Genomic DNA, 19,276 nt, shown 5'->3' with positions numbered 1-19,276 from the left:
CTTCTCTGGGGTCATGCCCTCACCTAAGCCCTTTCGGCACGCGCGCAAACCCGGTAGCCATGGGCAAAGGCCTTGATCAACGAAGGAGACCGCCCATGTCGGAGCGCCGCAAACTTGCCGCCGGAAACTGGAAGATGAACGGAACCGGGGCCGATTTGTCGGAAATCGACGCCTTGGTATCGGGGCATGGGGACGCGGGCTGCGAGGTGCTGATCTGCCCGCCCGCCACGCTGATCACCCGCATGGTCGCGCGCGCCGACGGCAAGATCGCCGTGGGCGGACAGGATTGCCACCCGGCCGCATCGGGCGCGCATACCGGCGACATCTCGGCCGCCATGCTGAAGGATGCGGGCGCGTCTTTCGTCATCACCGGCCATTCCGAGCGCCGCGCCGACCACGGCGAAACCGACGAGATCGTACGCGCCAAGACCGAAGCGGGATGGGCCGCGGGGCTGACGGTCATCGTCTGCATCGGCGAGACGCTGGACGAGCGCGAGGCGTCGAACACGCTGGGGATCATCGACGGGCAACTGGCCGGGTCGGTGCCCGATGCCGCGACCGGGCACAACCTGGTCATCGCCTACGAGCCTGTCTGGGCCATCGGCACCGGCAAGGTGCCCTCGACCGACCAGATCGGCGAGGTGCACGACCATATCCGCACGCGGCTCGAACAGCGTTTCGGCGCGGGCGTGGGCCGCACGGTCCGGCTGCTCTATGGCGGATCGGTGAAGCCCGGCAACGCGGCCGACATCTTCGCGGTGCCGAACGTGGACGGCGCCCTGGTGGGCGGCGCGTCCCTGAAGGCCGACGATTTCGGCGGCATCATCTCGGCGCTCGACGCCTAGAACTGCCGCGCACCCTGCCGCGTCAGCGATCGCGCGGCCCATTCGGACCGCGCGCAGTGACATCGTGGTCGTACAGCCAGTCGAACCGCCGCCTCAACAGCTCCGGCCGCAGCCCCGCCACCCGCAACGCCGCATGGGCGGCAAACCGCGACGCCCCGCGCAAGTGGTAATTCCGCGCATTCGCATTGGCCGCGGCGATCGCGCGGCCGACGCGGGGCGCCCGCGCGGATTGGTAATCCACCAGCGCCGCGGCGCGGTCCGGCTGCGCCAGCGCGCGGGCCAGGCACCACGCGTCTTCCAGCGCCAGGTTCGCCCCTTGCGCCAGGAACGGCAAAGTCGGATGCGCCGCGTCGCCCAGCAGCGCCATCGCCCCACCGTGCCAGCGCGGCGCGACCGGATGGCGGAACAGGCCCCAAAGATGGCAGCGATCGACAGCACCCAGCCAGTCCCGCGCGGGCGCCGCGAACTCCGCGAAGGCCGCGCGCAACCGATCCGGATCGCCCGGCTGGTGCCACCCTTCGTCGGTCCAGTCCGCCCGCTCTTCCACCGCCACCAGGTTCAAGCGCCCCTGCCCCAGCGGATAAGCCACCAGGTGTCGCCCCGGCCCCATCCAGACCTGCGCCTCGGGGGGCGCGTCCGCATCGATGATGGCGCGCCAGGCAATCTGACCGGTGAAGAACGCCGGATCGCTTCCGTTCAAAGCGACCCGCAGGACAGAATTCAGCCCATCGGCCCCGACGGCGAACGCCACCTGCTCGGTCGTCTCGTCCAGGCGCAGCGTGGCCGTCGCACCGTCTTCGGCCCCGGCGACCCGGGTGCCCAGACGCAACGCCACGCCCCATGCGCTCGCCGCCTGCGCCAGCAGATCGACCAGCGCCGCGCGGTGCACCATGTGGTAGTCGCGCCCGCCCAGCGGCATCCGCACCACGGTGCGCGCCGTCGGCCCGTCCACCAGCCGCACCGCCTGGCTTCGGACCGACACCGCACGCAGCGCGTCGCCCAGGCCCAGGTCGCGCAGGACCGCGAAGCCGTTCGGACTGATCTGCACGCCCGCGCCCACCTCGACCAGTGCGGGCGCGCGCTCCAGCACCGTGGCCGCGATGCCCCGCCGGGCCAGCGCCACGGCATGGGCCAGCCCGCCGATGCCGCCGCCGACGATGGTGATCGGCTGGTCCATGACCGCTGCCCCCAATGCAAAACACCGGGGCGTCGCCGCCCCGGTGCTGAGATCAAATCGATGTCGCCCGGCGATCAGTCGTCGCGGTGCACTTTCTCGCGGCGCTCGTGGCGCTCTTGCGCTTCCAGGCTCAGCGTGGCGATGGGACGCGCGTCCAGCCGCTTCAGCGAGATCGGCTCGCCCGTCACTTCGCAATAGCCGTATTCGCCGTCGTCGATGCGCCGCAGCGCCGCGTCGATCTTGGCGACCAGCTTGCGCTGGCGGTCGCGGGTGCGCAGTTCAAGCGCGCGGTCGGTTTCTTCGGAGGCGCGGTCGGCCACGTCGGGAATGTTGCGCGTGCCGTCCTGCAGACCGGTGATGGTGCTGCGGCTTTCGTCCAGCAGGTCGCTCCGCCAGTCCTGCAACTTGCGGCGGAAATATTCCAGCTGGCGTTCGTTCATGAACGGCTCGCCCTCGGCCGGTCGATACTCATCCGCGATAAAGGTTTCTACCTTCATATCCATCTCCCCAAAACCTCGGGTCTGTGCCCGAATTGTCGTCCCACTGGCTACGTCTTGGGGCGGGGATACCCCATGGACTTTCCGTTGTCACGCGCCATGTTGCATTGGTTGCGGCCGATTTGCGGGGCGCCTATGGTCCGCGCGACACACAGGCAGGACAGCGCAGGCATGAAATTCTCCTCGACCGACGGATACGTGGCCACCGACGATCTGACGCTGGCCGTGAACGCGGCCATCACGCTGGAACGTCCCCTGCTCGTAAAAGGCGAGCCGGGCACCGGCAAGACCGAACTTGCGCGACAGGTCAGCGCATCGCTGGGTCTGCCGATGATCGAATGGCACGTGAAATCCACGACACGCGCGCAGCAGGGTCTCTACGAATACGATGCCGTCAGCCGGTTGCGCGACAGCCAGCTTGGCGAAGAACGCGTCCATGACGTGAAGAACTACATCCGCCGCGGCAAGCTGTGGGAAGCGTTCGACCGCGACGACCGATGCGTGCTGCTGATCGACGAGATCGACAAGGCGGATATCGAGTTCCCGAACGACCTGCTGCAAGAGCTCGACCGGATGGAGTTCCACGTCTACGAGACCGGCGAGACGGTCGTGGCACGGCAACGACCCATCGTCATCATCACCTCGAACAACGAGAAGGAACTGCCCGACGCCTTCCTGCGGCGCTGTTTCTTCCACTACATCCGCTTCCCGGACGTGGAGACCATGAAGCGCATCGTCGACGTGCATCACCCGGGCATCAAGCCGCAGCTCTTGACCGCCGCGCTCACGCAATTCTACGAGCTGCGCGACCAGCAGGGGCTGAAGAAGAAGCCGTCGACCTCGGAGGTGCTGGACTGGCTGAAGCTGCTGCTGGCCGAGGATCTGTCGCCCGAGGACCTGAAACGCGACGGCGCGTCCGCCCTGCCCCGGCTGCACGGCGCGCTGCTGAAGAACGAGCAGGACGTGCACCTGTTCGAGCGGCTGGCCTTCATGGCGCGCGGCCAGCGGTGACGCCTCACGCGTCCGCGGCGCCGGTCGCGGCGTGGCACCGGGATATTTGCAAGAACAAAGATGGGGCAGTGGCGCGCCGCGGTGGCGGTTTGTCGGTGTGGTCCCGTCCGTGATCGGGATCCTGGTGCAGGACATCCTGCCGGTCTTCGCCATGCTGGCGCTGGGCTTCGGTCTGGGCCGCGGCGGAATCGTCGCCGCAAGCGAAGCGCGCGCGGTCAACCGCGTGTCCTTCCTGGTGCTGCAGCCCGCGCTGATCCTGCCGCTCATGGTCGGCGCCGATCTGTCCGAGTTCCAGCCCGCGCCGCTGGCGGGCTACGCGCTGTCCGAGGCGGCGATGTTCGCGGCGGCCTTCGCGGTGGCGCGCCATGTCTTCGGGCGCGAGTTGCGCGAGGCGTGGCTTCTGGGCATGGCCGCCATGTTCGTGAACTCGCTGCTCTATGTCTGGCCGATCTCGTTCCTGATCTACGGCAGCGAGGCCGCGTTGCCGATCACCGCCATCGTGATCTGGGACACCGCTTTCTTCTTCGCCTTCTTCATCCTGAGCATGGAGATCCTGTCGGGCAGCGGCGACACGAAAGCCACCCTGCGCCGGATCGCCGCCAACCCGGTGCTGATCGCCATCGTGCTGGGCGGCGCGGTCAACCTGGCGGGGCTGGCGCTGCCGGTGCCCGTGGCCAACGCGCTGGGCTTCGCGGGCCCGGCCGCCGCCCCGATGACGCTGTTCGCGCTGGGCGTGATCCTGTCGGGCACACCGGTGCGGCCGACCCCCACCGTCGCGGGCATGGCGGCGCTGAAGCTCGGGGCCTTCCCGGCGCTGGTCTTCGGGGTGACGGCCCTGATCGCGCCCGGCTCGGACTGGTCGCCGCTGATGGTGCTGACCGCCGCCGGTCCGTCGGGCGCCATGCCCTTTGCGCTGGCGCTGCTATACGGTGTGCGCACCGACACCATCGCCCCGGTCATCGTCTGGACCTCGATCCTGTCGCTCATTTCGCTGGCGACGCTGGCGTGACGCGTCCGCTTCTGTGGCGCGGGGACGCAACGATCGCGCAACGCGCGCAAGATCGGGTTGGCAATCGCCCGGCTTTCACCGACTATGGGCCGCCATGAGCCTGCGCCGTCTCCTCCCCCCAGCGTTGCTTGCCATCGCCGCCTGCGCGCCCGTGCCGCGCGATCTTCCCGATCGCCGCGAGGCCGCGCCGTCGCAGCTGCCCGCGATGAAGGTCTTCGCGGCGCCGCGCGTAAGCAGACCCGCGCGCAGCAACCGCGACATCGCGCAGGATTTCCTGGACCTGACCTTCCAGCTCGAGTCGGGCCGCACGCTGCCGGTCTTCACGCGCTTCGAGGGGCCGGTCAGCCTTCGCGTGACCGGCGCGATCCCCACATCGCTGGAGCAGGATCTGACCCGCCTGCTGGGTCGCATCCGCACCGAGGCGCGCATCGACATCGCGCGGGTGCCCGCCAACCGGCCCGCCAACATCACGATCCAGACGATTTCGCGCCGCGACCTGCAGCGCACGGTGCCCGAAGCCGCCTGTTTCGTGGTGCCTCGCGTCGGCAGCTGGGACGAGTTCCGCGCCAACCGCCGCAACGGCGTGACCGACTGGACCACGCTGGAGACACGCGAGCGGTTGTCGATCTTCATCCCCGGCGACGTGCCCCCGCAAGAGCTGCGCGATTGCCTGCACGAAGAACTGGCGCAAGCGCTGGGGCCGCTCAACGACCTTTATCGCCTGACCGATTCCGTGTTCAACGACGACAATTTCCACACCGTCCTGACCGGCTTCGACATGCTGGTGCTGCGCGCCACCTACGCGCCCGAGCTGCGCAGCGGCATGACCCGGGACCAGGTCGCGGCCCGCCTGCCCGCGATCCTGTCGCGGCTGAACCCGGCGGGCGATCGGCGCCGCAGCGCGGATCGCGGTGCCACCAACCGCGCCTGGATCGACGAGATCGAGCGCGCCTTGGGCCCGCGCACATCCCAGCAGGCGCGGCGCGACGCGGCCAAGCGCGCGGTCGCCATCGCGCGCGCATCGGGCTGGCGGGACAACCGGCTGGCCTTTTCGCTCTTTGCCCTGGGCCGACTCAGCCTCGGCGTCGAGCCCGAGCTGGCGCTGGGCTCGTTCCTGCAGGCCGCGGGCATCTATGGCGCCGACCCGGCCACGCAGGTGCACGAAGCCCATATCGCCATGCAGCTTGCGGCCTTCGCCCTGAGCGCGGGCGAGGCCGAGCAGGCGCTGGCCATCGTCGACGCAAATACGGACGCCGTCATGGCCGCCGAGAACGCGGCGCTGCTGGCCACCTTGCTGCTGGTGAAGGCCGAAGCGCTGGAGCTTCTGGGCCGCGACACCGAAGCGCAACGCCTCAGGCTTGAGGGTCTGGGCTGGGCACGGTACGGCTTCGGCTCTGACGCGGAAGTGCTGCAGCGGGAAGCCGAGATCAGCGCCATTTCCCCGCGTGCGCGCAAGGAGACTGCATCGTGATCGTTTTGGCCGGTATCGCACTCGGCATCGCGTGGGGCATCACGACGGCCCGCAAGCGTGGTGGCAATCGTAAGGACATGGCGCAATACGCGGCCGGAGCGGGCATCGCGGGGGCGCTTCTGGGCCTGATCGCGACCCTCGTCGTCGAGCGGCTGCTGGCCTGAGGCAGGCGCGGTGTTCCTGCCCTTCTTCGAGCAATTGCGCGCCCACAAGGTGCCCGCGTCGCTGCGCGAATTCCTGGATTTCCTGGCCGTTCTGAAGACCGGGCTCGTCACCTACGACGTCGATGGCTTCTACTACCTTTCCCGCACCGCGCTGGTGAAGAACGAGGCGCACCTGGACCGCTTCGACCTGGCCTTCGCGGCCGCGTTCAAGGGCATCGAAGCGATCCCGGCCGAGGCGGTGATGAACGCGGTCGACTTGCCCGACGACTGGCTGCGCAAGATGGCCGAAAAGCACCTCAGCCCCGAAGAACGCGCCGAGATCGAGGCGCTGGGCGGCTTCGACAAGCTGATGGAGACCTTGCAGGAGCGCCTGCGCGAACAGCAGGGACGCCACCAGGGCGGCAACAAGTGGATCGGCACCGCCGGCACCTCGCCCTTCGGCGCCTATGGCTACAACCCCGAAGGCGTCCGTATCGGCCAGCACGAGTCGCGCCACCGCCGCGCCGTGAAGGTCTGGGACAAGCGCGAGTTCCGCAATCTCGATGACGACCGCGAGCTTGGGACGCGCAACATCAAGGTCGCGCTGAAGCGCCTGCGCCGCTGGGCCCGCGAAGGTGCCGCGGAAGAGCTCGACCTGCCCGGCACGATCCGCTCGACGGCATCGCAGGGATACCTCGACGTCAAGACCCGCCCCGAGCGGCGCAACGCCGTGCGCGTCTTGCTGTTTCTCGACGTGGGCGGCTCCATGGACGACCACGTGCAATCGGTGTCGGACCTGTTCTCGGCCGCCAAGTCCGAGTTTCGCCATCTCGAACAATTCTACTTCCACAATTGCCTTTACGAAGGCGTCTGGCGCGACAACCGCCGCCGCTGGACCGAGCAGACCCCGACCTGGGACATCCTGCACAAATACGGTCCCGAATGGCGCTGCATCTTCGTGGGCGACGCCGCCATGAGCCCCTATGAGATCGCGTATCCCGGCGGCGCCAACGAGCACTGGAACGCCGAATCGGGCGAGGCCTGGCTGACCCGCGCCCGCGACCAGTGGCCCGGCCACCTGTGGATCAATCCCACCCCCGAAAAATACTGGGGCTACACCCAGTCCACCCAGATGATCCGCCAGATCTTCGGACCCGACCGGATGGTGCCGATGACGCTGGAAGGATTGTCGCGCGGAATGAAGGCGCTGAGCTGATGCGATACGACCCGCAGGAATGCAGCACCATGGCCGAGCTTCGGTCCCGGATCGACCGGATCGACGGCGAACTGGTGGATCTTCTGGCCCTGCGCGCCGCGCATATCGATCGCGCGGTTCAGCTGAAGCCCGGCGAAGGCATCCCCGCCCGCGCCGAGGATCGCGTGGCGCAGGTGATCGACAACGTGCGCGCGCTGGCCCGCGACAAGGCGCTGGATCCGGACCTGGCCGAAGAGCTGTGGCGTATCCTGATCGAATGGTCGATCCGCCGCGAGCAGCGCACCATCGACTAAGGCCGCTCCGCGATCAGCCCGCGGGCTCGATCGCCGCGCGCAGGTTCGACAGGGTCGCCCGCAGCGCGCTGATCTCGTCCGCGTCCAGGCCGGTCGCCCGCTCGACGCAGGCGGGAATGTCGACCGCCCTTTGCGACAGCGCGCGGCCTGCCTCGGTCAGCCCGATCTCGACCCGGCGCTCGTCGTCGCGGGCGCGGGTGCGAGTGATCAGCCCCTGCAACTCGAGCCGCTTCAGAAGCGGGGTCAGCGTCGACGTCTCAAGCCCCACGCGCGCCCCGATCCGACCCACGGGAAGCGGCGAGGTATCCCACAGGACCGACATCGCCAGGTATTGCGGATAAGTCAGGCCAAGTGGCGCCAGAAGCGGTTTGTAAAGCCGCGCGAAGGCGTGGTTCAGCGCATAGACGTCGAAGCACAGCATGTCCTCGGGCGTCAGGCAGGTGGTCTTGGCATCGATCATGCCGCGAAAATAGATCGCGCGCGATCAGATCGCAACCTTGACATTCCGCGCCTGAACTTATATCGTTTACGACAATATCGCGTAAACTTATTTCTGCGCCCCGCACCCTGAAGCGGGAACACAAGACAAAAGCGCTGCGTTTCCGGGACCGCAACGCATTTCGAACAAGGAGACACTAATGATCAAGAAGCATGGCACCGCAAACTGGAAAGGCCCCCTGAAAGAGGGGACCGGCATCGTTTCCACGCAAACCGGCGTGCTCGACAAGCAGAACTACGGCTTCAAGTCGCGGTTCGAGGGCGGCACCAACACCAACCCCGAAGAGCTGATCGGCGCCGCACATGCCGCGTGCTTTTCCATGGCACTCAGCATGATCCTGGGCCAGCACGACCTGACGCCCGACAACATCGACACTAAGGCGACGGTGTCGCTGGAAGAGGTCGACGGTGGTTTCGCGATCACCAAGATCCACCTGGACGTCACCGGCTCGGTTCCCGGCGCGACCCAGGAACAGTTCGACACGGCGACCCAGGCCGCCAAGGAAGGCTGCCCCGTCTCCAAGGTGCTGGCCGGTGCCGAGATCACGATGGACGCGAAGATGGTCTGACCACCGCCACGAGCTCGCCGCGTTAGGTATCATCTGTAACAAGTGAGCGGCGAGGCGCCGTCCCCGGCAACGGGGGCGGCGTTCCTGTCTCCGCACGCAGGCAGCGTCGGTTTCCCCCTATACTTCCCGGCGCGTCGCGCCTATGGACGCTGCGCCCTCCGCGCGTCGCGGACCAAACGGATCGATCCCCATGCACCCGACACTTCAGGCCGCCCTCGCCCAGCGGGGCTATGACACTTTGACCGAGGTGCAACAGGCGGTCGCAGACCCGTCGCTTTCGGACGCGGACCTGCTAGTCTCGGCGCAGACCGGGTCCGGCAAGACGGTGGGCTTCGGCCTGGCCATCGCCAACACGCTGCTGGGCGATGCCGACGCGCTGCCCCCCGCCGCCGCCCCGCTCGCGCTGATCGTCGCACCCACCCGCGAGCTTGCGCTGCAGGTCATGCGCGAGGTGACCTGGCTCTACGCCCAGGCCGGAGCCCGCGTGGTGTCCTGCGTGGGCGGCATGGACATGCGCGACGAACGCCGCGCCCTGGAACGCGGCGCCCATATCGTCGTCGGCACGCCGGGCCGGCTGCGCGACCACATCGCGCGCGGCTCGCTCGACCTGTCGTCGATCCGCGCCATCGTGCTGGACGAAGCGGACGAGATGCTGGACCTGGGCTTCCGCGAGGATCTCGAATTCATGCTGGGCGAAGCGCCGCCCGAACGCCGCACCTTGCTGTTCTCGGCCACCGTGCCGCCACAGATCGCGCGCCTGGCCGAAACCTACCAGCGCGACGCGACCCGCATTTCGACCGTGTCCAAGGGCTCGCAGCACGCCGACATCACCTACCAGGCCCTGCGCGTGGCCCAAAGCGATGCGGAAAACGCCATCGTCAACGTGCTGCGCTTCCACGATGCGGCCAATGCCATCGTCTTCGCCAACACCCGCGCCACCGTGGCCCGCCTGACCGCGCGCCTGTCGAACCGCGGCTTTCGCGTCGTCAGCCTGTCGGGCGAGCTGTCGCAGACCGAACGCACCCACGCGCTGCAAGCCATGCGCGATGGACGGGCGCAGGTCTGCGTGGCCACCGACGTGGCCGCCCGCGGGATCGACCTGCCCAACCTGGAACTGGTGATCCACGCCGAATTGCCGTCCAATGCCGAAGGTCTGCTGCACCGGTCCGGCCGAACGGGACGCGCGGGACGCAAGGGCATCTCGGCCATGATCGTGCCGCCCAAGGCGGTGAAAAAGACAGAACGCCTGCTGAAATTCGCCCGCATCACCGCCGAATGGACCGTACCGCCCGGTGCCGACGACGTGCTGCGCGCCGACGAAGCGCGCCTGCTGGCCGATCCCCTTTGGACCGACGAGATCACCGGCGACGAACGCGCCTTCGCCGCCACCCTGCTGGACCTGCACGCGCCCGAAACCATCGCCGCCGCGTTCCTGCGCCTGCATCGCCGCGCGATCTCGGCCCCCGAAGACCTGTCGCCCCCCGACACCCGCCCCGAGCCGCGCGACCGCGCGCCCTTCGGACCGTCGGCCTGGATCGCCCTGTCGGTCGGCCGCAACGACCGGGCCGAGCCGCGCTGGATCCTGCCGCTCCTGTGCCGCGCGGGAAATCTCGACAAGTCGCAGATCGGCGCGATCCGGGTGCAACCGTCCGAAACCCACGTGGAACTGCTCGCCTCGGCCCTGCCCGGGTTCCTCTCCGCGCTGGGCGATGGCGGCGAGGTCGAAAAGGGCGTGACCGCGCGCCAGATGGACGCCCCGCCCGAGCGTTCCGCCCACTCTGCCGCCCCCGCGCGTGGCCCGAAGCCCGAGCGCCCGCGCCGCGATCCGGCGCCCCAGGCCGACGCCGCGATGCCCGAGCGCAAACCGCGCAAGCCCAAGCCCGCCAAGGCGGACTGGCATCCCTCCGACACGCCCAAGCCCAAGCCGAAGCCGCGCTTCGACAAGCCCGCGCCGGTCGACCCCACCCGCGATGGCGGCGTGAAGCCCGCGCCCGACACACGGCCCGCGAAGCCCAAGGCAAAGCGCCCGGACGCCGCCAAACCCGCCAGCCCCGCCAAGACCTTCCGCAAAGGTGCCGCCGATCCGTCGCAACGGATGGAGCGTCCCGGCGGCAAGGGCGGCAAACCCCGAAAGCCCGGACCGAAAGGCAAGCGGCCATCGGGAAACGACACGCCCAAGCGCAAACCGCGCTGACTTTGCCGCATTGCGCTTGGGGGCCGCACACCCCACATTCGGGGCATGCTGAAGTTTACCCCGATCCTGCTGGCGATCCTCTACGGGCTTGCGATGTACCGCTTTTCGGTCTGGCGCACCTCGAAAGAGCTTGACGCCAAGTCCACCGAGCTGGCCGATCCGCAGCTGAAAGAGCTGACCGACCGCATGGCCGCCGCGCTCGACCTGGAGCGGATCAAGGTCCACATCTACGAAATCGACCCGGTGAATGGCCTGGCCGCCCCCGACGGGCGCATCTTCATCACCCGCGGATTCTACCAAAAATACCGGTCGGGCGAGGTGACGGGCGCGGAGCTGGCGTCGGTCATCGCCCACGAACTGGGCCACGTGGCGCTGGGCCATTCGCGGCGCCGGATGATCGACTTCTCGGGCCAGAACGCGCTGCGGACGGCCCTAATCATGATCCTGGGGCGGTTCATTCCCGGGATCGGCGTGATGATCGCCAACGCGCTGGCTTCGCTCTTGGCCGCCGGGCTGTCGCGCGGCGACGAATACGAAGCCGATGCCTATGCCACGGCGCTTCTGATCAAGTCCGGTATCGGCTCGGCCGGGCAGAAATCGCTCTTCGCCAAGCTCGACGCGCTGACCGGCAATTCAGGCACGGCGCCCGCCTGGCTGCTGAGCCACCCCAAGACCGCCGAGCGTGTCGCCGCCATCGAGGCCAACGAAGCCAAGTGGCTGCGCGCCTAGCCCAGCGCCTTTCCGATCTTGGGCAACCGCGCCCGCTTCAACAGTTCGCGCAGCGGCAGGACTTCGCCCGACAACCGCTCGGCCGTCGCGTGAACGCCCGTCACCACGTCGCGCACGGCCCAGGCGTCCCGGTCGAGCAAGCCGCGAAGCAGCTGGTCCGGATCCAGCCTGCGCAGCCCTTCCTGCTCCAGGATGCCCCTGGGAAAATCCTTCGCGTTGAACGTGCACAGGATTTCGGCGTGCCCCGCGATCGCGGCGGCCAGCACGTGGACGTCGTCGGCATCCGGCAAATGCAATCGCACCAGGTCCCCGGCCCGTGGCGTCACCTCGCTGCCGGGCCACCGGTCGCGCAGCAGGGCGATCTCGGCGCGCGCCACGTCCTCGGCCCCGGGTCCCAGCTTGCGGGTCGCGCGGGCCCATTCCTCAAGGATGCGCGGTGACCAGACGGGCCGAAAAAGCCGCCGCGCGGCGCAGCCCATCAGGATCTCGCGCAGCACGGTCGGATAAAGAACGCAGGCATCCAGACACACCACCGTCACGCCCCTGGCACCCCGGTGCGCCGGGATATTTGAGAAGAACAAAGATGGGCAAAAGCGCGCCCTTCCCCATCTTTGTTCTCACAAATATCCGGCATGACCTGCGACCATGCGGCCCGCCCGGTGCGGCTCACACCCGGAAGAACAGGGCTTTCAAATACCCCGTTTCGGCCAGTTGCGGCAATTGCGGATGGTCCGGTCCCGCAAAGCCCGTGTGGATGAGCTGCGCCCGCCGACCGCCGCGCCCGATCCCGCGCGCGGAAGCGTTCCTGAAGGATTGCAGGTCGACCGCGTGCGAGCACGAACACAGCCCCAGGTAGCCCCCCCGCGTCACCAGCGGCGCGGCCAGGCGGGCGACACGCTCGTAGGCGCGCAATCCCGCCTCGCGCGCCGATTTCGACGGGGCAAAGGCGGGGGGATCGCAGATGACGACATCGAAGCTCTCCCCCGCTCGGCCCAGGTCTTCCAGCACCGCGAATGCGTCGCCCTGCCGCGTCTCGAGCCGCTCGGCCACGTCCCCCGCCGCGGCCCCCGCCCGCGCCAGGTCAAGCGCGGGCGCCGAACCGTCCACGCAAAGCGCCCGCGCGGCCCCGCCCGCAAGGCAGGCTAGCCCGAAGCCGCCCACATGCGAGAACACGTCGAGCACCCGCGCGCCCTGCGCCAGCCTGGCCGCGAAGGCATGGTTGTCGCGCTGGTCGTAGAAAAGCCCCGTCTTCTGTCCACCGGCCAGGTCGGCCAGGTACGTGGCGCCGTTCATCGCCACCGGAACCGGCCCGTCCAGCGCCCCGCGCACCACGCGGCTGTCCTCGTCCAGGCCTTCGAGCCCCCGCGCGCGCCCCGCGGCGTTCTTGACCACGCAAGTGACGCCCGTCACCTCGCAAAGTGCCGCGACCAGGTCGTCGAGCAGCCGCTCGGACCAGGCGGCATTCGGCTGGATCACCGCCGCATCGCCGAACCGGTCGATGACCACGCCCGGAAGACCATCCGCCTCGGCATGGACCAGCCGGTAGAATGGCGCATCGTAAAGCCGGGCACGGTGATCCTGGGCCCGCGCGATCCGCGCGGCCAGCCAGTCGCGATCGATGCGCGCGCCGGTATCGCGTTCGAGCATCCGCGCGATGATCTTCGAGCCCGGATTCACCGCGACCAGTCCCATGGGGGTGCGCTCGGCATCCTCGAGCACCGCGATGGTTCCCGCTTCCAGGGCGCCCGTGCGGCGGTCCACCACCAGTTCGTTGGCGAACACCCACGGGAAGCCATGGCGGATGGCGCGCGCATTGGCCTTGGGCCTGAGCCGCACGACGGGAAGGGTCTGATCTGTCATACCGCAGCCCATAGGTCAGACGCGCGGGCTTGAAAAGTCCTCGGGCTTTGGCTGGTAGCGCTACCTGCGCTATGTTACGAGATACGGGATCCCGCACAGAAGAGGTCACGCCATGAGCCTGCACGCCACCATCGCCGACGTCACCGCCCGCATCGTCGAGCGCTCGAAGGACAGCCGCGCCACCTATCTCGACCGCATGGCCCGCGCCGCCGAAGACGGCCCGCGCCGCGCCCACCTGACCTGCGGCAACCAGGCCCACGCCTATGCGGGCGCCGGACAGGACCAGTCGAAACTGGCCACGGAAAACCAGCCCAATATCGGCATCGTCACCGCCTACAACGACATGCTGTCGGCCCACCAGCCGTTCGAACGCTTCCCCGAGCTGATCCGCCAGGCCGCGCGCGACGCGGGCGCCACGGCGCAGGTCGCGGGCGGCGTGCCCGCCATGTGCGACGGCGTGACCCAAGGCCAGGTCGGGATGGAGCTTTCGCTGTTCTCGCGCGACGTGATCGCGCTGGCCGCGGGTGTCGCGCTGTCCCACAACGTCTTCGACGCGGCGCTCTACCTGGGCGTCTGCGACAAGATCGTGCCGGGCCTCGTGATCGGTGCCGCCACCTTCGGCTACATCCCGGCCGTCTTCCTGCCCGCGGGTCCCATGACGTCGGGCCTGCCCAATGACGAAAAGGCGCGCGTGCGCCAGCAATTCGCCGCCGGCGAAGTGGGCCGCGACGCGCTGATGAAGGCCGAAATGGCATCCTACCACGGACCCGGCACCTGCACCTTCTACGGCACCGCGAACTCGAACCAGATGCTGATGGAGTTCATGGGCCTGCACCTGCCCGGCGCCAGCTTCGTCAACCCCAACACACCGCTCCGGGACGCGCTCACCGTGGCGGGGGTCCAGCGCGCCACCCAGATCACCCAAATGGGCAACGATTACCGCCCCGCTGGACAGGTGCTGGACGAAAAGGCCTTCGTGAACGGCATCGTCGGGCTCATGGCCACCGGCGGGTCCACCAACCTGCTGATCCACCTACCCGCCATGGCGCGCGCCGCGGGCGTGCAACTGGATCTCGAGGACTTCGCCGACATCTCGGCCGCGGTGCCGCTCATGGCCAAGGTCTATCCCAACGGCCTTGCCGACGTGAACCATTTCCACGCGGCGGGGGGCCTGACCTACATGATCGGCGAGCTGCTGGATGCAGGCCTGCTGCACGACGACACCCTGACCGTCATGGGCGACGGGCTGAAGGATTACGTGAAAGAGCCGAAGCTGAAGAACGGCGAAATCACCTGGGAAGACGCCGATCGCAGCACACAGAACGACAAGATCCTGCGCCCCGCCTCCGATCCGTTCCAGCGCACCGGCGGGCTTGCGGATCTCAAGGGCAATCTCGGGCGCGGCGCCATGAAGATCTCGGCCGTGAAAGAGCAATACCACGTGATCGAAGCCCCCTGCCGCATCTTCCACGACCAGGAAAGCGTCAAGACGGCCTGCAAGGCGGGCGAGATCACCGAAGACACCGTCGTTGTCGTCCGCTTCCAGGGCCCGCGCGCCAACGGGATGCCCGAGCTGCATTCGCTGACCCCGCTTCTGGCCAACCTCCAGGACAAGGGCCTGAACGTGGCGCTGGTCACCGACGGACGCATGTCCGGCGCGTCCGGCAAGGTGCCCGCCTGCATCCACGTCTCGCCCGAGGCGGAACTGGGCGGGCCCATCGCCAAGCTGCGCGACGGCGACGTGGTGCGCGTGGATGCCACGAAGGGCACGCTGGACGCCTTGGGCGTGGATCTCGACGCGCGCGATGCGGTCAAGGCGGATCTCAGCGACAACGGCCACGGCGTCGGACGCGAGCTCTTCGAGGTCTTCCGCCAAAATGTGGGCCTGGCCAGCCAGGGGGCGGGCACGGTGGTCTGACCCGCGCCCTGCCCCATCTTTGTTCTTCCAAATATCCAAGACCGACCCACGACAAGGAGCGCCCGAGATGACCCCGACCGCCGCCTCGCAACAGGCCGAGAAGATCTGCCGCCTCGCGCCCGTGATCCCCGTCCTCGTGGTCCACGACGCCGCCCACGCCCAGCCGCTGGCGCGCGCGCTGGTGGCAGGCGGGCTGCCCGCGCTGGAAGTCACGCTGCGCACGCCCGCGGCCCTCGAGGTCATCGCCGAGATGGCGAAGGTCGAGGGCGGCACCGTGGGCGCGGGCACGCTGCTGACGCCGTCGGACGTGGCTGCCGCGGTCAAGGCGGGCGCGCGCTTCGGCGTCTCGCCCGGCTCGACCCCGCGCCTGCTGGACGCGGCCGAGGACGCGGACCTGCCGATGCTGCCGGGCGTGGCCACCTCGACCGAAGCGATGGCGCTTCTCGAACGCGGCTACACCGTGCTGAAGTTCTTCCCGGCCGAGGCCAATGGCGGCGCCCCCGCGCTGAAGGCGATCGGATCGCCCCTGCCGCAGATCCGCTTCTGTCCCACCGGCGGCGTCAGCCTGAAGAACGCGCCCGACTACCTGGGCCTGTCCAACACGCTCTGCGTCGGCGGCTCGTGGGTGGCACCGCAGGACCTGGTCGAGGCTGGCGATTGGGACGGCATCACCGCGCTGGCGAAGGAAGCCGCCGCGCTCTCCCGCTAGCCACGCACCCCGCTTTCACGGATCAGGAAGACAGCCGCCCCGCGCGCCCGCCGCGCCGTTTCGGCTCGGGCGGTGCGTCCAACCCGTCGCGCAGCACCTGTTGCATGGGATGATCCAGCGGATCTCCCTGGTGGCGCGACAGCAATGCCTTGATGCCGCGCATGGGCGGCATGTCGGCGGGCAGTGATAGCGCCCAGTCCACGAAGATCGACCGGCATTCCGACAGCCCGATCCCGTCGATGCGGAAGGCTTCGCGGATCAGGCCCTTTGGGTCCACGGGGTCGGCGGGTTGGCTCACGGCAATCTCCGGCTCGGCGATGAAGCGGGCAAGCGCCCGGTCGATCAGGTCCGCCGCGCGCGCGGCGTGATCCTTCAGATAGGGCCGCAAGTCGGCAATGGCCAGTTGCCCCGTGCCCCGCAGGATCAGCGCCTCGCCCGACCCGCCAAGCGCGTCCGGGTCGATCGGGCCTTCTTCCAGCAGCCGCGCGGCGGTGTTGAAATCGGCCAGCGCCGCGTGCGCGGCCGCAAGATCGCGCGCCTCCCGCGCCTCGATCAGCCCCGCGCGCTGCCCGGCATCGATCTGGCCGGGCGCGTCCTGGCCCGGATAAGACGCCAGCAGGCCCAGCAGGGTCGCCATCAGCTCGATATCCTGCAGATGCCCCGGCCCGGCCTTCGGATCCCAGTCCGTTTCGGGCTTGGCCTGGAACAGCCGCGCGCGCATGTCCACCTCGTCCCGCGCCACCTGCGCGCGGTCGTGGATCTGCGCCAGCACCGCGTCGCGCACCGACGCGACCGCGTGGCCCAGCGCCTCGGACCCCGCCACGGGCCGCGCGCGGGTCAGCGCAAGATGCTCCCAGGTCCAGGCCTCGTCGCGCTGGTAGGCGGCGAAGGACGGCAGCGACGTGGCCACCGGACCCTGGCGGCCCGACGGGCGCAGGCGCATGTCGACCTCGTAAAGGCGGCCCTCTGCCATGGGGGCCTGCAGCGCGGTGACCAGCGCCTGCGTCAGCCGGATGTAGTACAGCGGCGACGGCAGCGGGCGGCGGCCCTCGGACGCGTCGACCCCGTCGGCATCGTATATCACGATCAGGTCCAGGTCCGAGCGCGCGTTCAGCCGCCCCGCCCCAAGCGAGCCCATGCCCAGCACCATCGCGCCCCGTCCCGGCGGATCCCCGTGCTTGGCCGCGAACTCATCCACCACGACCGGCCAGATCCGGCGCAGCACCGCGCCCGCCAGATCGGCGTATTGCGCCCCGGCCGTCGCGGCGTCGATCAGTCCCCGCAGGTGGTGCACGCCGATGCGGAAGTGCCATTCGCGGGTCCAGGCGCGCGCCGCGTCCAGCCGGGTTTCGTAGTCGCGGGCGCGGTCCAGCCGCTGGCCCAGCGCAGTCCCGAGCGCGTCCTGCCCCGGCCAGTCGGCAAAGAACGCCCCACCGATCACCGCGTCCAGGACGGCCGCGTTCCTGGCCAGGTACCCGGCCAGGTCCGACGTGGTCCCGGCGATGTCGGCGATCAGGTCGATCAGGTCCGGGTTGGCCTCGAACAGCGAAAAAAGCTGCACCCCCGCCGGAAGCCCGCGCAGGAAATCGTCGAACCGCGCCAGCGCCTGGTCGGGGCGCGGGCCGTCCAGCAGCCGCTGCAGCAGCCGCGGCTTCAGCCGGTCGAAGATGTCCAGCGCCCGTTCCGAGCGCAGCGCGGGCACGCGGCGCCAGGCATCGACCAGGCGCGCCTGCGCGTCGGTCATGTCGGGCAGCTCGGCACGCGGCGCGCGGTCCGAGGCGAAGAAGCCTTCGGTCAGTTGAGCCACCTCGGTCAGTGCATCATCGAGCGCGCGGGTCAGGCGGGCCGCGTCGGTATCCATCATGCAGGCCAGCCGCTCGAACCCGTCGCCGGTGTCGGGCAGCGCGTGGGTCTGGGCGTCCGCGATCATCTGCAACCGGTGCTCGACATCGCGAAAGACGGTGTAGTGGCGGGCCAGCGTGTCGGCCACACCGCGCTCGATCCAGCCCGCAGCAGACAGCCGGTCCAGCCCTTCCAGCGTGCCGCGCACCCGCAGCGACGGGTCGCGCCCGCCCGCGATGATCTGGCGGGTCTGGGTGAAGAACTCGATCTCGCGGATGCCGCCGCGGCCCAGCTTCATGTCGTGGCCCGGCAGCGTGATCGGCCCGCCCAGCCCCTTGTGGTCGCGGATCCGCAGCCGCATGTCGTGGGCGTCCTGGATCGCCGCGAAATCCAGGTGCTTGCGCCAGACGAAGGGCGAAAGCGCGTCCAGGTAGCGCGCGCCCGCCGCCAGGTCGCCGCCGCAAGGCCGCGCCTTGATGTGGGCCGCCCGCTCCCACGTCCGGCCGACCGACTCGTAGTAACGCTCGGCCCGCGCCATGGCCATCGCCACGGGGGTCACGCCGGGATCGGGGCGCAGGCGCAGATCGGTTCGGAAGACATAGCCCTCGGCGGTCTGCTCGGACAGGATCTGGCAGGCCGCGCGGGTGGCCTTGGTGAAGGCCGTCTGCGCCGCCGGGTAGTCGTCGGCGGAAAACCGCGTCTCGTCGAACAGCACGATCAGGTCGATGTCGCTGGAATAGTTCAGCTCGAACGCGCCCATCTTGCCCATGGCCAGCGTGACCAGCCCGCCCGCCCCATGCGCGTCGTCGATGCCCGGAAGCTTGCCGCGCGCGATCTGGGCCGCGACCGCGTCGGTGAAGGCCAGGTCGGTGGCCCGGTCGGCCAGCCGCGTCAGCGCGTCCGTGACCTGGCCCAGCGACCAGACACCGCCCAGATCGGCCAGCGCCACGATCAGCGCCACGCGCCGCTTGGCCCTGCGCAACGCGGATCCCAGATCGCCGTCGTTGTCGATGTCATCCAGCGCCGTGTCGACGGCCTCTTCTGGGTCGGCCTGAAGCGCCGCGCGCAGCCATGCGTCGTCGCGCATCATCAGCCCGCGCAGATACGGGCTGCAGCCCGCCGTTCCCGACAACAGCGCGCGTAGGTCGGGCGACAGGTCGTCGAAGGCGGCCGCGATCTCGGCGGCCGGATCCTGCTCGAACGGGCGCGGGGTGCGGGTCAGACGGCTTGTAAAGGTCATGGCAGAACCTGCGCCGCAGCCCTCGGCCCGGTCAAGCGGCTTGCACCGAACCGGC

At 69.2% G+C, this 19,276-nt stretch carries 18 protein-coding genes; 12 read left to right on the top strand and 6 right to left on the bottom strand.

The features are described from left to right. The first annotated feature begins 95 nt into the window (after nt 1-95). Complete coding sequence (gene tpiA, locus ILP92_RS03305; protein WP_198914952.1) at nt 96-845, top strand: triose-phosphate isomerase; 750 nt, start codon at nt 96-98, stop codon at nt 843-845. 22 nt (nt 846-867) lie between these two features. Here the strand turns inward: tpiA and ILP92_RS03300 are convergent, their stop codons facing one another. Both ILP92_RS03300 and dksA read right to left on the bottom strand, forming a co-directional pair. Next, nucleotides 868-2,022, bottom strand: coding sequence for an FAD-dependent monooxygenase (locus tag ILP92_RS03300; protein ID WP_198914951.1), 1,155 nt, complete (start codon nt 2,020-2,022; stop codon nt 868-870). A 74-nt stretch (nt 2,023-2,096) separates the two neighbouring features. Continuing rightward, nucleotides 2,097-2,519, bottom strand: a complete 423-nt coding sequence (dksA, locus tag ILP92_RS03295; protein ID WP_198915268.1) for an RNA polymerase-binding protein DksA — start codon at nt 2,517-2,519, stop codon at nt 2,097-2,099. A 171-nt stretch (nt 2,520-2,690) separates the two neighbouring features. Between dksA and ILP92_RS03290 the strand changes: the two genes are divergently transcribed. The 6 genes from ILP92_RS03290 to ILP92_RS03265 all read left to right on the top strand — a co-directional run bounded on the left by ILP92_RS03290 (nt 2,691) and on the right by ILP92_RS03265 (nt 7,662). Then, on the top strand, nt 2,691-3,530 hold the full coding sequence (locus ILP92_RS03290; RefSeq protein ID WP_198914950.1) for an AAA family ATPase: 840 nt from the start codon (nt 2,691-2,693) through the stop codon (nt 3,528-3,530). A gap of 109 nt (nt 3,531-3,639) precedes the next feature. Then, nucleotides 3,640-4,539 carry an AEC family transporter gene (locus ILP92_RS03285; protein ID WP_198914949.1) on the top strand — a complete coding sequence of 300 codons (900 nt, stop codon included), beginning with the start codon at nt 3,640-3,642 and terminating at the stop codon, nt 4,537-4,539. Nucleotides 4,540-4,633: 94 nt separating this feature from the next. Then, nucleotides 4,634-6,010: a DUF2927 domain-containing protein gene (locus ILP92_RS03280; RefSeq protein ID WP_198914948.1), complete on the top strand. Its 1,377-nt coding sequence runs from the start codon at nt 4,634-4,636 to the stop codon at nt 6,008-6,010. After that, nucleotides 6,007-6,174, top strand: coding sequence for a hypothetical protein (locus ILP92_RS03275; protein WP_198914947.1), 168 nt, complete (start codon nt 6,007-6,009; stop codon nt 6,172-6,174). The genes ILP92_RS03280 and ILP92_RS03275 overlap by 4 nt, the downstream gene beginning before the upstream one ends. Before the next feature lie 10 nt (nt 6,175-6,184). Next, nucleotides 6,185-7,369 carry a vWA domain-containing protein gene (locus tag ILP92_RS03270; RefSeq protein WP_198914946.1) on the top strand — a complete coding sequence of 395 codons (1,185 nt, stop codon included), beginning with the start codon at nt 6,185-6,187 and terminating at the stop codon, nt 7,367-7,369. Continuing rightward, nucleotides 7,369-7,662, top strand: a complete 294-nt coding sequence (locus tag ILP92_RS03265) for a chorismate mutase (protein WP_198914945.1) — start codon at nt 7,369-7,371, stop codon at nt 7,660-7,662. The genes ILP92_RS03270 and ILP92_RS03265 overlap by 1 nt, the downstream gene beginning before the upstream one ends. A 13-nt stretch (nt 7,663-7,675) precedes the next feature. Here ILP92_RS03265 and ILP92_RS03260 read toward each other — a convergent pair whose 3' ends face one another. Further along, nucleotides 7,676-8,122: a MarR family winged helix-turn-helix transcriptional regulator gene (locus tag ILP92_RS03260; protein WP_235971057.1), complete on the bottom strand. Its 447-nt coding sequence runs from the start codon at nt 8,120-8,122 to the stop codon at nt 7,676-7,678. 178 nt (nt 8,123-8,300) lie between these two features. On the opposite strand from ILP92_RS03260, the gene ILP92_RS03255 reads away from it, so the two are divergent. The 3 genes from ILP92_RS03255 to ILP92_RS03245 all read left to right on the top strand — a co-directional run bounded on the left by ILP92_RS03255 (nt 8,301) and on the right by ILP92_RS03245 (nt 11,652). Then, the gene (locus tag ILP92_RS03255) at nt 8,301-8,729 is read left to right on the top strand and encodes an OsmC family protein (RefSeq protein WP_198914944.1); all 429 of its coding nucleotides are present in this window, start codon (nt 8,301-8,303) and stop codon (nt 8,727-8,729) included. 190 nt (nt 8,730-8,919) lie between these two features. Then, nucleotides 8,920-10,923 carry a DEAD/DEAH box helicase gene (locus ILP92_RS03250; RefSeq protein WP_198914943.1) on the top strand — a complete coding sequence of 668 codons (2,004 nt, stop codon included), beginning with the start codon at nt 8,920-8,922 and terminating at the stop codon, nt 10,921-10,923. Nucleotides 10,924-10,968: 45 nt separating this feature from the next. Continuing rightward, nucleotides 10,969-11,652, top strand: coding sequence for a M48 family metallopeptidase (locus tag ILP92_RS03245; RefSeq protein ID WP_198914942.1), 684 nt, complete (start codon nt 10,969-10,971; stop codon nt 11,650-11,652). Here the strand turns inward: ILP92_RS03245 and ILP92_RS03240 are convergent. Continuing rightward, nucleotides 11,649-12,191 (bottom strand): RSP_2648 family PIN domain-containing protein, encoded by a 543-nt coding sequence (locus ILP92_RS03240; RefSeq protein WP_368667830.1) that lies wholly within the window; start codon nt 12,189-12,191, stop codon nt 11,649-11,651. The two genes, ILP92_RS03245 and ILP92_RS03240, sit on opposite strands and share 4 nt — an antisense overlap. A 127-nt stretch (nt 12,192-12,318) precedes the next feature. After that, nucleotides 12,319-13,512 carry an RSP_2647 family RNA methyltransferase gene (locus ILP92_RS03235; RefSeq protein WP_198914941.1) on the bottom strand — a complete coding sequence of 398 codons (1,194 nt, stop codon included), beginning with the start codon at nt 13,510-13,512 and terminating at the stop codon, nt 12,319-12,321. Nucleotides 13,513-13,624: 112 nt separating this feature from the next. Between ILP92_RS03235 and edd the strand changes: the two genes are divergently transcribed. After that, the gene (gene edd / locus ILP92_RS03230; protein WP_198914940.1) at nt 13,625-15,430 is read left to right on the top strand and encodes a phosphogluconate dehydratase; all 1,806 of its coding nucleotides are present in this window, start codon (nt 13,625-13,627) and stop codon (nt 15,428-15,430) included. Nucleotides 15,431-15,497: 67 nt separating this feature from the next. After that, nucleotides 15,498-16,139 carry a bifunctional 4-hydroxy-2-oxoglutarate aldolase/2-dehydro-3-deoxy-phosphogluconate aldolase gene (locus ILP92_RS03225; protein ID WP_198914939.1) on the top strand — a complete coding sequence of 214 codons (642 nt, stop codon included), beginning with the start codon at nt 15,498-15,500 and terminating at the stop codon, nt 16,137-16,139. Nucleotides 16,140-16,161: 22 nt separating this feature from the next. Here the strand turns inward: ILP92_RS03225 and glnE are convergent, their stop codons facing one another. Continuing rightward, nucleotides 16,162-19,221, bottom strand: a complete 3,060-nt coding sequence (gene glnE / locus ILP92_RS03220) for a bifunctional [glutamate--ammonia ligase]-adenylyl-L-tyrosine phosphorylase/[glutamate--ammonia-ligase] adenylyltransferase (RefSeq protein ID WP_198914938.1) — start codon at nt 19,219-19,221, stop codon at nt 16,162-16,164. Nucleotides 19,222-19,276: the final 55 nt, after the last annotated feature.

This window comes from Palleronia pontilimi, from assembly GCF_016412875.1.
GTDB lineage: Bacteria > Pseudomonadota > Alphaproteobacteria > Rhodobacterales > Rhodobacteraceae > Palleronia > Palleronia pontilimi.
This window is presented reverse-complemented; position numbering and strand designations above follow the sequence as displayed.

What these genes read in the sequence shown, in the direction of transcription:
- tpiA (WP_198914952.1), top strand. Translation starts at nt 96, where the DNA reads ATGTCGGAGCGCCGCAAACTTGCCGCCGGAAACTGGAAGATGAACGGA.
- ILP92_RS03300 (WP_198914951.1), bottom strand. Translation starts at nt 2,022, where the DNA reads ATGGACCAGCCGATCACCATCGTCGGCGGCGGCATCGGCGGGCTGGCC.
- dksA (WP_198915268.1), bottom strand. Translation starts at nt 2,519, where the DNA reads ATGAAGGTAGAAACCTTTATCGCGGATGAGTATCGACCGGCCGAGGGC.
- ILP92_RS03290 (WP_198914950.1), top strand. Translation starts at nt 2,691, where the DNA reads ATGAAATTCTCCTCGACCGACGGATACGTGGCCACCGACGATCTGACG.
- ILP92_RS03280 (WP_198914948.1), top strand. Translation starts at nt 4,634, where the DNA reads ATGAGCCTGCGCCGTCTCCTCCCCCCAGCGTTGCTTGCCATCGCCGCC.
- ILP92_RS03265 (WP_198914945.1), top strand. Translation starts at nt 7,369, where the DNA reads ATGCGATACGACCCGCAGGAATGCAGCACCATGGCCGAGCTTCGGTCC.
- ILP92_RS03260 (WP_235971057.1), bottom strand. Translation starts at nt 8,122, where the DNA reads ATGATCGATGCCAAGACCACCTGCCTGACGCCCGAGGACATGCTGTGC.
- ILP92_RS03255 (WP_198914944.1), top strand. Translation starts at nt 8,301, where the DNA reads ATGATCAAGAAGCATGGCACCGCAAACTGGAAAGGCCCCCTGAAAGAG.
- ILP92_RS03250 (WP_198914943.1), top strand. Translation starts at nt 8,920, where the DNA reads ATGCACCCGACACTTCAGGCCGCCCTCGCCCAGCGGGGCTATGACACT.
- ILP92_RS03245 (WP_198914942.1), top strand. Translation starts at nt 10,969, where the DNA reads ATGCTGAAGTTTACCCCGATCCTGCTGGCGATCCTCTACGGGCTTGCG.
- ILP92_RS03235 (WP_198914941.1), bottom strand. Translation starts at nt 13,512, where the DNA reads ATGACAGATCAGACCCTTCCCGTCGTGCGGCTCAGGCCCAAGGCCAAT.
- edd (WP_198914940.1), top strand. Translation starts at nt 13,625, where the DNA reads ATGAGCCTGCACGCCACCATCGCCGACGTCACCGCCCGCATCGTCGAG.
- ILP92_RS03225 (WP_198914939.1), top strand. Translation starts at nt 15,498, where the DNA reads ATGACCCCGACCGCCGCCTCGCAACAGGCCGAGAAGATCTGCCGCCTC.
- glnE (WP_198914938.1), bottom strand. Translation starts at nt 19,221, where the DNA reads ATGACCTTTACAAGCCGTCTGACCCGCACCCCGCGCCCGTTCGAGCAG.